This is a genomic window from Rhodopseudomonas infernalis, assembly GCF_022271405.1.
GTDB classification, from domain to species: domain Bacteria; phylum Pseudomonadota; class Alphaproteobacteria; order Rhizobiales; family Xanthobacteraceae; genus Rhodopseudomonas; species Rhodopseudomonas infernalis.
The window spans coordinates 90,630-103,602 of the sequence record NZ_JAJNAL010000016.1; the positions used below are offsets into that span (position 1 = coordinate 90,630).

11 protein-coding genes are annotated in these 12,973 nt (G+C 66.6%); 3 read left to right on the top strand and 8 right to left on the bottom strand.

The genetic code is table 11. The features are described 5' to 3' along the window. Positions 1 to 112: 112 nt before the first annotated feature. On the top strand, positions 113 to 859 hold the full coding sequence (locus tag LPW26_RS13100) for a Crp/Fnr family transcriptional regulator (RefSeq protein ID WP_238735796.1): 747 nt from the start codon (positions 113 to 115) through the stop codon (positions 857 to 859). A 20-nt stretch (positions 860 to 879) separates the two neighbouring features. Here LPW26_RS13100 and LPW26_RS13105 read toward each other — a convergent pair whose 3' ends face one another. Continuing rightward, positions 880 to 2,091, bottom strand: a complete 1,212-nt coding sequence (locus LPW26_RS13105) for a GTP-binding protein (RefSeq protein WP_238735798.1) — start codon at positions 2,089 to 2,091, stop codon at positions 880 to 882. A gap of 300 nt (positions 2,092 to 2,391) precedes the next feature. Here LPW26_RS13105 and ilvD point away from each other — a divergent pair, with 300 nt between their 5' ends. Next, a complete protein-coding gene (ilvD, locus tag LPW26_RS13110; protein ID WP_238735800.1) occupies positions 2,392 to 4,248 on the top strand; it encodes a dihydroxy-acid dehydratase in 1,857 nt (618 codons plus the stop codon). 171 nt (positions 4,249 to 4,419) lie between these two features. Here ilvD and LPW26_RS13115 read toward each other — a convergent pair whose 3' ends face one another. Beyond that, positions 4,420 to 5,223 (bottom strand): gamma-glutamyl-gamma-aminobutyrate hydrolase family protein, encoded by an 804-nt coding sequence (locus tag LPW26_RS13115; protein WP_238735802.1) that lies wholly within the window; start codon positions 5,221 to 5,223, stop codon positions 4,420 to 4,422. Between the two features lie 239 nt (positions 5,224 to 5,462). On the opposite strand from LPW26_RS13115, the gene LPW26_RS13120 reads away from it, so the two are divergent. Continuing rightward, positions 5,463 to 7,268 (top strand): chloride channel protein, encoded by a 1,806-nt coding sequence (locus LPW26_RS13120; protein WP_238735804.1) that lies wholly within the window; start codon positions 5,463 to 5,465, stop codon positions 7,266 to 7,268. A gap of 114 nt (positions 7,269 to 7,382) precedes the next feature. Here the strand turns inward: LPW26_RS13120 and atzF are convergent, their stop codons facing one another. From atzF to LPW26_RS13150, 6 genes are all read right to left on the bottom strand, one after another. Beyond that, positions 7,383 to 9,182, bottom strand: coding sequence for an allophanate hydrolase (gene atzF, locus LPW26_RS13125; protein WP_238735806.1), 1,800 nt, complete (start codon positions 9,180 to 9,182; stop codon positions 7,383 to 7,385). A 12-nt stretch (positions 9,183 to 9,194) separates the two neighbouring features. After that, positions 9,195 to 9,923, bottom strand: coding sequence for a GntR family transcriptional regulator (locus LPW26_RS13130; protein WP_238735808.1), 729 nt, complete (start codon positions 9,921 to 9,923; stop codon positions 9,195 to 9,197). Then, positions 9,920 to 10,315 carry an oxalurate catabolism protein HpxZ gene (gene hpxZ / locus LPW26_RS13135; protein WP_238735810.1) on the bottom strand — a complete coding sequence of 132 codons (396 nt, stop codon included), beginning with the start codon at positions 10,313 to 10,315 and terminating at the stop codon, positions 9,920 to 9,922. Before hpxZ ends, LPW26_RS13130 begins: the two co-directional genes overlap by 4 nt. A 1-nt stretch (position 10,316) precedes the next feature. Next, a complete protein-coding gene (locus LPW26_RS13140; protein ID WP_238735818.1) occupies positions 10,317 to 11,693 on the bottom strand; it encodes an AtzE family amidohydrolase in 1,377 nt (458 codons plus the stop codon). Between the two features lie 28 nt (positions 11,694 to 11,721). Next, a complete protein-coding gene (locus LPW26_RS13145) occupies positions 11,722 to 11,913 on the bottom strand; it encodes a DUF4089 domain-containing protein (RefSeq protein WP_406677524.1) in 192 nt (63 codons plus the stop codon). Between the two features lie 144 nt (positions 11,914 to 12,057). Then, positions 12,058 to 12,973 (bottom strand): ABC transporter ATP-binding protein (locus LPW26_RS13150; RefSeq protein WP_238735814.1); only part of this gene is annotated, 916 nt, incomplete at its 5' end.

The following is a 12,973-nucleotide window of genomic DNA, read 5'->3' on the forward strand; positions in this document are numbered from 1 at the left end:
ACCCGGTCGGTTATAAGCTCGACATCATGAAACCCGCTCACGTTCTGTGAGTTTAGTGCTGCAGGGCACTTATCGACGTATCAAATGATACGTCCCTGTAACGGAGACCTACGTGGAGCGCATTCATCGCATCCTGATCGACAAGCTCAGGGAGCACTCTCAGATCACCAGCGAGGACGCGGTTGCCATTCAGTCACTCAGCTTCACTGTCTGCGAGCTGGGGCGCAACGAGGACTTTATCCACCAGGGCGACGCCGCGAAGGTCTCTGCGCTGGTGGTTGAAGGCATGGTGGCGCGCTATCACCTGCTCCCCGATGGCCGCCGCCAGTACTTGTCGTTTCACCTCGCAGGCGACATGCCGGACTCGCAGACGTTGTTTCTCGACAGGATGGACCATGCCGTCTGCTCGATCGGCGCCGCGGTGGTGGCATCGATCCCGCACAAACAGCTAATCCGGCTGTTCGAGACGCACCCCCAGGTCGGCTTCGCGGTTTGGCGGGAAACGCTTATCGACGCGGCGATTTTCCGCGAGGCGATCACCAACAACAGCGCCCGCGACATGACTGCACGGATGGCGCATCTTTTCTGCGAGCTGTTCTACCGCGCCGAGGCGTCACGGTTGACCCGCGGCAATGTGATGTCGCTGCCGATTGGATTGGCGCAACTCGGCGAGACGCTCGGTATGGCGATCGCGACCGTCAACCGGACCTTGGCCGAACTGCGCAGCGCCCAAGCAATCGAATTCCGGGGCGGTGAGCTCGAGGTGCTGGACTGGCCGCGTCTGGCGCAAATCGGCCAGTTCGACCCCGGCTATCTGCACCTGACGAAGGTCCCCGCGGTGACGGCCGACGCGTCGTAATGGTGCGCATGGCTGGCGATCTATGACGTCGCCGTGCTGCTCCAGATCGGGAAGGGATCGGGGAGGGACCGCCACTGCTCCGGCGCGAAGTGCGCCGAATCGCCGACCAGGCAGGCGTCGAGCTGGCGCCGCAAGGTGGCTTCGTCCATCTCCTTGGTACCGATGAACACGATCTCCTGGCGCCGGTCGCCCCAAACCGGATCGAAATACGGCTCCATCGCTCGGCGCCACGAGTCCTGGTCCGGCCAGTGCGTCTTGGCTACGGCGGACCACCACAACCCGCGCTTCGAGGTGCGAACCATCGCGCCGGCCTGTGCCAGCTCGCCGACATAATGCGGTCGAGTTGCCAGCCAGAAGAACCCTTTAGCCCTGATCACGCCGGGCCAGCTGCGATTGCAAAAGGCTTGAAACTGCGCCGGATGAAACGGCCGCCGCGCGCGATAGACGAATGAGCGGATGCCGTATTCCTCGGTTTCGGGTGTGTGATCAGCAAAGCCGTTCAGCTCCTTGAACCACAGCGGATGCTGGTGCGCCTTGTCGAAGTCGAAAAGGCCGGTGTGCAGCACGGCTTGCAGCGGCACGTCTCCGAAATCAGTCTCCAGAACCCGCGCGTCGGAATTCAGCGAGCGGATGATGGCGCGGGCGGCCTCGCGGCGGGCCGGCGAGGTGGCCGACACTTTGTTCAGCACGATCACATCGGCGAATTCGATCTGCTCGACGAGCAGATCGACCAGCGTGCGTTCGTCCTCATCGCCCGCCACTTCGCCGCGATCGCGCAAAAATTCCTGGCTGGAATAGTTGGCGAGCAAGCTGGCCGCATCGACCACGGTCACCATCGTGTCGAGGCGGGCAATGTCGGACAGGCTGTCGCCGTTCTCGTCGCGAAATTCGAAGGTGGTGGCGATCGGCAGTGGCTCGGCGATGCCGGTCGACTCGATCACCAGCGCGTCGAACCGTCCGCTCGCCGCTATCTTGCGGACTTCGACCAGCAGATCGTCCCGCAGCGTGCAGCAGATGCAGCCATTGGTCATTTCCACCAGGGTTTCTTCCGATCGGGTCAGGCCGCCGTCCTGCCGCACCAGTTCGGCGTCGATGTTCACCTCGCTCATGTCGTTGACGATCACCGCGATGCGCTGCCCGTCCCGGTTACCGAGCATCCGATTGAGCAGCGTGGTCTTGCCGGCACCGAGAAAGCCGGACAGCACGGTCACGGGAAGCAGCGATTGAGTCATGGCGGAACCCTGAAGCTTGGGAGGATGATGTAACGTTATAACATCACATATCTATCAAGCAAGAGTGTCGATCGCGATCGCAAACTCCGCCTGCGGATTGGAGCCGCTGTTCAGTGCCGTCCCAGCCCGGTTGCAATCGGCGTCCGCGCAGCGCAGCAGTGCCCTGCCAACCATTGAGAGCGCGCACGTTCTGAAGTAAGGCTGGAGCCAAGACGATGATTGCAACGGTTCGTCGCTTCGGGAGCTGATCGCGGTTGCGAGCGCCCGACGTAGGCGACGGACATTCTCACGGACATTCTCATGCCTGCGTATCGATCCCGAACGACGACCCACGGCCGCAACATGGCCGGCGCGCGCGGCCTGTGGCGCGCCACAGGCATGAAGGACAGCGACTTCGGCAAGCCGATCATCGCGGTGGTCAACTCGTTCACCCAGTTCGTGCCGGGCCACGTCCATCTCAAGGACCTTGGCCAGCTCGTCGCGCGCGAGATCGAAGCGGCTGGCGGCGTCGCCAAGGAGTTCAACACCATCGCGGTCGATGACGGCATCGCGATGGGCCACGACGGCATGCTGTATTCGCTGCCGTCGCGCGAGCTGATCGCCGACAGCGTCGAGTACATGGTCAATGCGCACTGCGCCGACGCGATGGTGTGCATTTCCAACTGCGACAAGATCACACCCGGCATGCTGATGGCGGCGATGCGGCTCAACATTCCCGCCGTGTTCGTCTCCGGTGGCCCGATGGAAGCCGGCAAGGTCGTACTGAAGGGCAAGACGCATTCGGTCGACCTGATCGACGCGATGGTCGCCGCTGCCGACAGCAGCATGAGCGATGAGGACGTGCAGACGATGGAGCGCTCGGCGTGCCCGACCTGTGGCTCCTGCTCGGGCATGTTCACCGCCAATTCGATGAACTGTCTCGCCGAAGCGCTCGGCCTGGCGCTGCCGGGCAACGGCTCGGTGCTGGCTACGCACGCCGACCGCAAGCGGCTGTTCGTCGAGGCCGGTCACACCATCGTCGATATCGCCCGCCGCTACTACGAGGGCGACGACGCCTCGGTGCTGCCGCGGAGCATCGCCAGCTTCAAAGCGTTCGAGAACGCGATGACGCTCGACATCGCGATGGGCGGATCGACCAACACGGTGCTGCATCTGCTCGCCGCGGCCCGCGAGGCCGAACTCGATTTCTCGATGAGCGACATCGACCGGCTGTCGCGCCGGGTGCCGTGCCTCAGCAAGATCGCGCCCTCGGTGCCCGACGTGCATATGGAAGACGTGCATCGCGCCGGCGGCATCATGGCGATCCTCGGTGAACTCGACCGCGCCGGCCTGCTCCACACCTCGTGTCCGACCGTGCACAGCGAGACGCTCGGCGCCGCGCTGGCACGTTGGGACATTCGCCAGAGCAACAGCGAAACCGTGCGCACCTTCTACCGCGCCGCGCCGGGCGGCGTGCCGAGCCAGACCGCGTTCAGTCAGGACCGCCGCTACGACGAGCTCGACCTCGACCGCCAGAAGGGCGTGATCCGCGATGCCGAGCACGCCTTCAGCAAGGACGGCGGCCTCGCGGTGCTGTACGGCAACATCGCGCTCGACGGCTCGATCGTGAAGACGGCCGGCGTTGATGCTTCGGTTCTGGTCTTCTCCGGCCCCGCGAAGGTGTTCGAAAGCCAGGACGATGCGGTGTCGGCGATCCTGACCAACAAGATCGTCGCCGGCGACGTGGTGGTAATCCGTTACGAAGGTCCGCGCGGTGGTCCGGGCATGCAGGAGATGCTGTATCCGACCAGCTACCTGAAATCGAAGGGCCTCGGTAAAGCCTGCGCGCTGATCACCGACGGCCGCTTCTCGGGCGGCACGTCGGGCCTGTCGATCGGCCACGTCTCGCCGGAAGCGGCCGAAGGCGGCCTGATCGGCCTGGTGCGCGATGGCGACCGGATCTCGATCGACATTCCGAACCGCAGCATCACGCTCGACGTTTCCGAGGCCGAACTGGCGAAGCGCGCCGAGGAAGAGAACGCCCGCGGCGACGATGCGTGGACCCCGAAGGACCGCAAGCGCGTCGTCTCCGCCGCGCTGCAGGCCTACGCGATGCTGACCACCAGCGCGGCGAACGGCGCAGTCCGCGACGTCAACCGGCGGCTGGGCCGCAAGTAACAAGGCTCGTGTCGGGCGCCTGTGCGCTCGCCCAGAAGGCCATGCACGACGAGCGCCTGAGGGCGCTCGTTTCGTTTCTACCCGTCATGGCGGGCACAAGCCCGGCCATGACGGAGGAAGAACAAAGCGAACTAAGCGGCTCACGCAGCGCTTAGGAATGCCGGGGCCAGCTCACCCTGACTTTCTCAAACTCACCGGCTGATGCCGACTCACCTGATACGCGCGGAGCGCTTCGCCGAAAGCTAGAAAGATCGCGCGGTTGATCGGGTTGTGCTGCGGGTCGTATTCGGCGTGCCATTGCACGCCCAGCGCGAAGCCCGGGGCGCCTTCGATCCGGATCGCCTCGATGGTGCCGTCCTCGGCGATGCCTTCGATCACCACCCGGCCGCCCGGCTCGAGGATGCCCTGGCCGTGCAGCGAATTCACCCGGATCAGGTCGCGGCCGAACAGCTGCGAGAAGGTGCCGTCCGGCTTGAGCTGCACGTCGTGGCGATCGGCAAACACTACGGTGGCGTCGGGATGGATGTCGCCGTTTTCGAGCCGTGGCATGCGGTGGTTCATCCGGCCCGGGATCTCTCGGATCTCCGGATGCAACGAGCCGCCGAACGCCACGTTCATCTCCTGCAGGCCCCGGCAGATGCCGAGCAGCGGGATGCCGCGGTCCACACAGGTCCGTACCAGCTGCAGCGCAAGGCCGTCCCTGGCCTCGTCATAGGGCTCGTGCTTGGGATTGGGCTCGGTGTTGAAATGGGTCGGATGGACGTTGGCGCGCCCGCCGGTGAGCAGGATGCCGTCGACAATGTCGAGTAGCTCTTCGATGTCGGTGATTTGTGGACAGCCCGCAAACATCAGCGGCAGCGCATTGGCGACTTCCGACACCGCGCGCAGATTGCGCTCGCCGACGTGCTGGACCGCAAACCGATTATCGACGAGATGGGCGTTGCCGATCACGCCGACCACCGCTCTGCGCCTCATTCCAGTCCTCCTCGAGATGTCTTTGAACCATACAGCCAAAGTCACGAAAATCGAACACAAGGGTGGTGCCGAATTCGGTGGCCAGCTCTGCGCTGGCAAAGCCCTGGGCCTGCCCGTAGAACCTGACGGCCCAAGCGGCCCGTCGCCCGCCCGCAGTAACCAACCTCTCGCCAACCCTATGCCCGTAGAAATGTGCCCCGCATCATGTTGGTGAAGGTTTTTCCAGCCGGGGGCAGCCGATGAGCGTCGTGCCCGGCCCCGAGGCGGAAGCCGCCGTCGCGGCTGCTCGCGCGGCGAGCGGCCCGTGGCGGTTGCCGGCCGGGGTGCGAAACTTCGTCCGGACCCGCGAAGTCGGGCTAGTGCTCGTCGCGGTGGTGATCGGGCTGCTGTCCGGTCTCCTGGTGGCGATCATCTGGCGGGCGAGCGAATTCGCCCATGCGGTTCTGTTCAGCATTCCGTTCGGCACCCGTCTCAGCGCCAACGGCGTCATCCCCTGGCAACGCATCGTGCTGGTGCCGTTGTGCGGCGGCCTGCTGCTGGCGGTGATCAGTGCGTTCTATGTCCAGCGCTTCAAGGGCCAGCTCGCGGACGCCATCGAGGCCAACGCGCTGTATGGCGGGCGGGTGTCGATGCGCGGCAGCCTTCTGATCTCGCTGCAGACGCTGTTGTCCAACGGCTGCGGCGCGTCGGTCGGCCTGGAAGCCGGGTATACGCAGATCTGTGCGGCCTTCAGCTCGCAGATCGGCAAACGTCTGGCCGCGCGGCGTGCCGATATGCGGCTGCTGGTCGCCTGCGGCGCAGCCGGCGCGATCAGCGCGGCGTTCACGGCCCCGCTTGCCGGCGCGTTCTTCGCCTTCGAGGTCGTGCTCGGCGCCTACACGGCGGCCAGCCTCGTCCCGGTGATCGCCAGCTCCGTCGCGGCATGGCTGGTGATGCGGCAGTTGGTGCGGCCGTCGTTTCTGATCGTTCCGGGGGTGCCGTCGCCGGTCTCGGTCGAGATGATCGGCCAGATCATGGCGATCGGCGTGCTGGGGGCGCTGTTCAGCATCGTGGTGATGCTGGCGGTGGCGTTCTCCGAACGGGCGTTCCAGCGCATCAGCGTGCTGCGTGGCGCGCTGCGCTTCGTCCTCGGCGCGCTGCTGCTGAGCGGGCTCGCGATGCTGACGCCGACCGTGCTCGGCTCCGGGCACGGCGCGATGCAGATCCTGCTGCTGAGCAACCCGACCTGGCTGATGCTGGTGACCACCCTGCTGCTGAAGACCGCCGCCTCGGCGATCTCGCTTGGCGCGGGCTATCGCGGCGGATTGTTCTTCGCCTCGCTGATGCTCGGCGCGCTGATCGGCCAGCTCTACAGCACCGTGCTCGGTCCGATCTTTCCCATGTTCGCCTTGCAGCCGGGGACGGCGGCGGTCGCCGGCATGGTGGCGGTCGCGACCGGCGTGCTCGGCGCGCCGTTCAGCATGATCTGTCTGGCGCTCGAACTCACTGGCGATTTCTCGGTGACGGTCGGCGGCGTCGTCGCCGCGTCGGTCAGTGCGATGATCGTGCGCGAGCTGTTCGGCTACAGCTTCGCGACATGGCGCTTCCATCTGCGCGGCGAGGCGATCCGCGGGCCGCAGGACATCGGCTGGGTCGACCAGATCTGTGCCGTCACGCTGATGCGGACGGATTTCGACACGGCTCGCGCCGACTTGCCATTGGCCGAAGCGCAAAAACTGTTTCCGCCGGGGCGGATCAAGCATCTGGTGCTGCTCGATGCCGAAGGCCGCTACGCCGGCGTGGTGGGCGCGCCCGACGTTCACGATATCGATGCGACCGAGGGCGCGACGCTGGCCAGCGTGGCCCAACAGCACGATCAGTTTCTGTTCCCGGGCACGAGCATTCGCAACATGCTTGCGGCGTTCGATCGCGGCGAGGTCGATATCCTCGTGGTGATCGACAACGCGCAGGATCGCCGCGTCGTCGGCACGGTCAGCGAGGCGCATGTGCTGCGCACCTATTCGACCGAGCTCGAGCGGCGCAATCAGGAATTGTATTTCCGCTGATTTCACCGCCTCGTGCATCAGCCCATTCGCGAAGGCCGGTCGGCGAAGCGGTTCGTTCGAATTGTGCAGGTCCCGAAACAGCGCAACGCGCTGTCCCGGCTGTTATTCCTGAGTTCATCCGGCCTTGGCAAGGTCCGCCATATAGGCGCGCCAGCCGCCGAACTGCGTGATATCACGCGCGCCGTCGAGCGCCGCTGGCTCCACCAGAAAGCCTTTGACTGTTGTGCCGCCCGTCAGCGTGATCGTGCCGATCGACAGCGGTTGCGGAATCGCTGCGACGAAGCGGCCGAAGGCCGCCGGCGACAGCGCCCAGACTTCCACCGCGATCGCAGCGCCGCTGCCAGGCGCAACGCGAAGCATGCCGGGCTTCGGCGGCACGGTGCCTTTCAGCGCATAGAGCTTGTAGTCCGGCGCCGTCGCAGTTGCGCCGACAAGTTCGCCGCCGAGGCTGGTGAGTTCGCCATTCAGCGCCATGCCGGACAAATGGGCGCCGACCACCGCGATGTTGATCGCCTCGACATTGCTTGCCGCTTCGACGGCGGGGAGGCGCGGCTGCGGCCTGCCGGTCGCGCCGAGCGGCAGCGCCGTGTCGGCGTGGAAGGTGCGGCCGATGCTGGCGAGCTGGGCGTCGCGGCCTCCCGGGGCCAGCAAGGTGATTCCGAACGGCAGGCCGTCAGCGTCGATCGACGCCGGCACCGCAAGCCCGCACAGGTCGAGCAGGTTGACGAAATTGGTGTAGGTGCCGAGCCGACTGTTCAGCGTGATCGGATCGGCCAGCACCTGATCGACCGTGTAGGTCGTCGGCGCCGTCGGCAGCACCAACGCGTCGAAGCCCGCGAACATCTGATCGGCGATCTTGCGCAGCGCCTGCAGTCGATACAAGGCCGCGAACGTATCGGCCGCCGAGATCGGCTTGCCGCCGAGCGTGATCTCGCGCGTGACCGGGTGCAAGGCATCCGGCTGTGTGTCGATCAGCTCGCGGATCGCCAGATAGCGCTCGGCGACCCATGGGCCTTCGTAGAGCAGCCGCGCGGTTTCGTAGAGCGGCGCGATGTCGACCTCGATCAGCTCGGCGCGGAGCCCGGTCCAGCGCTGCAGCGAAGCCGCGTAGGCCTGCTCGGCCTGCTGATCGCCGAAGAACTGCAACTGGCCGTCCAACGGCACTCCGAGCTTCAGCTTCGATGGCATCGCGGTGAGCGCCGCCACCGGCCGCTCGCGGGAATAGGCGTCAGCCGGATCCGGCGCGCCGAGCACGCGTAGCGCCGCGACCGCGTCGTCGACCGTCAGGGCGAACACCGAGATGCAATCGAGCGTGCGGCAGGCCGGGACCAGGCCGGTGCTCGAAATCAGCCCCAGGCTCGGCTTCAGTCCGACGATGTTGTTGAGCATCGCCGGCACGCGGCCGGAGCCGGCGGTGTCGGTGCCGAGCGACAGTGGCACCAGGCCGGCGCCGACCGCGACTGCCGACCCCGAGCTCGATCCGCCGGGCACGAGATCGGCGCGCATCGCATTGCGCGGGATGCCGTAGGGCGAGCGCACGCCGACCAGGCCGGTGGCGAACTGATCGAGATTGGTTTTGCCGATCACGATCGCGCCGGCGGCGCGTAGCCGCGCGACCGCGGTGGAATCCTGCGACGGCTGATACGCGAAGGCCGGGCAGGCGGCCGTGGTCGGCAAGCCGGCGACGTCGATATTGTCCTTCACTGCGACCGGCACGCCGTACAGCGGCAATGCCGGGTCCTTGGCGGCGAGCGCGACCGCTTCGGCGATCGCATCGGCTTCGTCCCGCAAGGTGATGAAGATCGCCGGATCGCCGTGGGCGCGGATCCGCTGATAGCAGCGCGCGATGGTCTGCGCCGGCGTGGTGGTGCCGGCACGGTGCGCGGCGACGATTTCGGCGATGGTTTCAGTCACGTGGTACTCCGCTTACACCGAGACGGCGTAGATTTCATATTCGTCGCGCACCAGCTCGATGTGGCCGCGCATCGCCGCTGCCGCGCCGGTGCGATCGCCGCGCATGATCGCGACGACGACGCGGTCGTGTTCGGCGTGCGACTTCGCCAGCCGACCGAGATTGCGGAACTGGGCCCGCCGGAACGGCTGCACGCGAACCCGCGTCGCCAGCGTGATCTCGGCGATGTAGTCGTTGTGCGATCCGGCATAGATGGCGTTGTGGAAGTGTTCGTTCATTTCGTGGAAGCGCTCGGGGTTGCCGTGGTGGCTGATCTGCCGCAGTTCGGCGTGGATCGCCTCGAGATCGCGGCGCTCCAGCGGCGACATCCGCTCCGCCGCAAAGCCCGCGCATATCGCCTCGAGTTCGGCCATCGCCTCGAACATGCCGGTGAGCCGCGCGAACGACGGACGAGCCACCACCGCGCCGTGATGCGGCCGCGACTCGACGAGGCCGCTGGCAACTAACTGCCGCAGAGCCTCGCGCACCGGCGTGCGCGACACCTTGAAACGGGCAGCAAGCTCGGTCTCGTCGAGCGGCGCGCCGGGCGCCAGCGCGCCCCGGACGATCTCGTCGGCGACCTGCCGGCGCAGTTCTTCGGCGCGCGTGGTCTTGCCGATCACCGTCACCGGCCGTGTCGGTGCGGCCGGGCCCGGCGGTTGCGCGGCGATGCGAGGCGGCAGGGGAAGCGGATCGAGGCTCATGGCGCTGCCGACGGCTCGTCGATGACGCTGACATGGGCGGCGACGATGCGCCAGCCTTCGGGAAAGCGGATCCATGTCTGCATTTGGCGCCCGACCTTGCCGGGCGCGTTGTCGCGATAGAACAGCGTCGACGCCACCGCGGTGTCGCGGCCGTAAGAGGAGATCACGGTCCGGGCGGTCCGTCGCATCAGTCCGACCGGCGAGCGTCCGGAGCGGAAGTTCTGGATTTCGTCGTAGCCGTAAAGGTTCTCGCCCATGCCATAGCGCAGCGTGCGCGGATCGTTGCGGAACAGTTCGCCGAGCGTGGCGACGTCGTTGGTCACCAGCGCGGTCTCGTAGCGGGCGAAGGCTTCGCCGACTTCGGCGAGCACGTCGGGCAGATCGATGTCCATGTCAGAAATCCCTTAGGCGTGGCGCACGAGCGACGCCGGTCTGTTCGAGCGCGTGCGCAACACGCAGCGCGATGTCTTCGCGCCACGGCGCGGCAATGATCTGCACCCCGATCGGCAGCGGATCGAGCGGGATCGGCACCGAGACGACGGGCAGGCCGATGAACGAGATCGGCTGGGTGTGGATGCCGATATTGGCGCGGACCGGCAGCTCGACGCCGTCGAGCACGAACGTCTGCTGCCCGAGCTTGGGTGCCGTGCAGGGCGTCGCCGGCGCGATGATCACGTCGACGCGCTTGAACAGCTCGAGCACGCGGGCGCGATACCAGCGGCGGAATTTCTGGGCGCGATCGACCAGCGGCGCCGGGATCATCGCGCCGGCGATCAGCCGGTCGCGCACGGCCGGATCGAAATCGTCCGGCCGCTGCCGCAGCCGGTCGAGATGCAGCGACGCGCCCTCCACGGTGGTGATGACGAACGCCGCGGCGCGGGCGCGGGCCGCCTCGGGCAGTTCGACGGTGGCGGTGATGTCGAGCGCCTTCGCAACACGGTCGACCGCCTCGCGGGCTTCCGGAAACAGGTTCTGTGCGAAGTAACCGCCGGCGCGGGCGAAACGCAGGCCATCAAGCCCCTGCGCCAGCGCGGCGCCGACGGGCTCGGGCTGACGCTCCGCGCAGCCGGCATCATCCGCGTCGTGGCCCTGCATGGCGTCGTACGCCAGAGCGAGGTCCGCAGTGCTGCGCGCGAACGGGCCGAGGTGATCGAAGCTGGCGACAAACGGAAAGCTGCGGCTGCGCGGCAGTCGTCCATAGGTCGGCTTCAGCCCGAAGATGCCGCAGAACGACGACGGCACGCGGATCGAACCGTTGGTGTCGGAGCCGAGCGCCAGCGGCACCTCGCCGCCCCCGACCGCAGCGCCGGAGCCGCCTGACGAGCCGCCGGTCATCCGCGTCGGATCGTGCGGATTGCGCGACGGGCCATCGTGGATGTTCTCGCCGGTGAAGTCGTAGGCGTATTCGCCCATATTGAGCGCGCCGATCAGCACCGCGCCGGCGGCTTCGAGCCGCTCGATCAGCGTCGCGTCGCGCCGCGCCGGTGGGAGATCACGATTGATCTTCGATCCCGCCAGCGTGGTGAGCCCCTCGACATCGAACAGGTTCTTCACCGCGAACGGCACGCCGGCGAGCGGACCCACGGATTCACCACGGGCAATCGCGGCGTCGATCACGCGGGCGCGGGTGCGCGCGCGATCCGCGACGACGGCGGTGAAGGCGTTGAGCGTCGCATCGGCTTTGCCGATCCGCGCCAGCGCGGCCTCGGTGGCCTGTAGAGCCGTCATCGTCCGGCCTTTGACGGCGGCGGCGATCTCGGCGGCGGTCATCCAGTCGCTGGGCATCGCTGACTTCACCTCAGGCACTGAACACGCTCGCCGGTTCGGTCTCGTCGGGCAGCGCGAACTCATCGACCTGCCGCGCCAGCTTCAGCGACACCTCAAGATTGGCGCGCACGGCAGGCTTCCATGCGGGATCGATGCTGAGGCCGAGGGCGGAGCCGACGGCGTCGATGTAGTTATCAAGGGAGTCGGTCAAAGCGGGCCTCATCAAAGATCAATAGCGTTCGTCATTCCGGGGCGCGCGCAGCGCGAGCCCGGAATCCATAGCCACCGACAGTGAGTATGGATTCCGGGCCCGCGCCAAGGGGCGCGTCCCGGAATGACGGTGGAGAAGTGGTGCACGGATCACTCATCACGTCACCGGCAGCGGCGGATGCGGGATCGCCGTGAGGAGTTCGCGAGTGTAGGCGTCCTTCGGGGCGCCCAGCACCTGTTCGCTCGTTCCCTGTTCGACGATTCGTCCCGCGCGCATCACGATGACACGATCGCACAGGAGCCGCACCACGTTGAGGTCGTGCGACACGAACAGGTAGCTCATGCCCATCGACTGCTTCAGATCCTGCAGCAGGTTGAGCACCACGGCCTGCACCGACACGTCGAGTGCGGCAGTCGGCTCGTCGAGGATGATCAGCTTCGGCCTGAGCGCAATCGCCCGGGCGATGCCGACGCGGGCCTTCTGGCCGCCGGAGAGCTGATGCGGGAAGCGGTCGAGCAGATCGAGCGGCAGCCCGACTTGCGTGGCCAGTTCTTCGCAGCACGCCCGCAGGGCGTCGCGGCCCTTGATATCACCGAGCTGCAGGATCGGATCGATGATCGCGCGCGCGGCGGTGAAACGCGGATTGAGGCTGTCGGTCGGATCCTGAAACACCATCTGGATCGCCTTGCGCTGCGGCAGTCGCGCGAAGGCGTGCGGCAGAATCGCGCCGATCTCCTCGCCGTCGAATGTGATCCGTCCTGATGTCTGATCCAGCAGCCGCATCACCATCATCGACGTGGTTGACTTGCCGCAGCCGGACTCGCCGACCAGCCCGACGCTCTCGCCATGGCCGACCTGGAAGCTGATGCCATCGACCGCGCGGAAGGCGTCTGGCTCGACCGCAGGGCCGCGTGAAAACAGCCGGCTCAGCGTCGCAGTGGCGCCCTGGCGCGGATATTCTTTGACCAGCTTTTCGACGACGAGGAGGGGTGCCGCTGTCTCCCTCTCCCCGCCTGCGGGGAGAGGGCTGGGGTGAGGGGGCGTCTCCACGGTGCCGAGCGCTGCGACTTGG

What these genes read in the sequence shown, in the direction of transcription:
- LPW26_RS13140 (WP_238735818.1), bottom strand. Translation starts at nt 11,693, where the DNA reads ATGACCGCCGCCGAGATCGCCGCCGCCGTCAAAGGCCGGACGATGACG.
- LPW26_RS13145 (WP_406677524.1), bottom strand. Translation starts at nt 11,913, where the DNA reads ATGAGGCCCGCTTTGACCGACTCCCTTGATAACTACATCGACGCCGTC.
- LPW26_RS13120 (WP_238735804.1), top strand. Translation starts at nt 5,463, where the DNA reads ATGAGCGTCGTGCCCGGCCCCGAGGCGGAAGCCGCCGTCGCGGCTGCT.
- ilvD (WP_238735800.1), top strand. Translation starts at nt 2,392, where the DNA reads ATGCCTGCGTATCGATCCCGAACGACGACCCACGGCCGCAACATGGCC.
- LPW26_RS13130 (WP_238735808.1), bottom strand. Translation starts at nt 9,923, where the DNA reads ATGAGCCTCGATCCGCTTCCCCTGCCGCCTCGCATCGCCGCGCAACCG.
- LPW26_RS13105 (WP_238735798.1), bottom strand. Translation starts at nt 2,091, where the DNA reads ATGACTCAATCGCTGCTTCCCGTGACCGTGCTGTCCGGCTTTCTCGGT.
- LPW26_RS13115 (WP_238735802.1), bottom strand. Translation starts at nt 5,223, where the DNA reads ATGAGGCGCAGAGCGGTGGTCGGCGTGATCGGCAACGCCCATCTCGTC.
- hpxZ (WP_238735810.1), bottom strand. Translation starts at nt 10,315, where the DNA reads ATGGACATCGATCTGCCCGACGTGCTCGCCGAAGTCGGCGAAGCCTTC.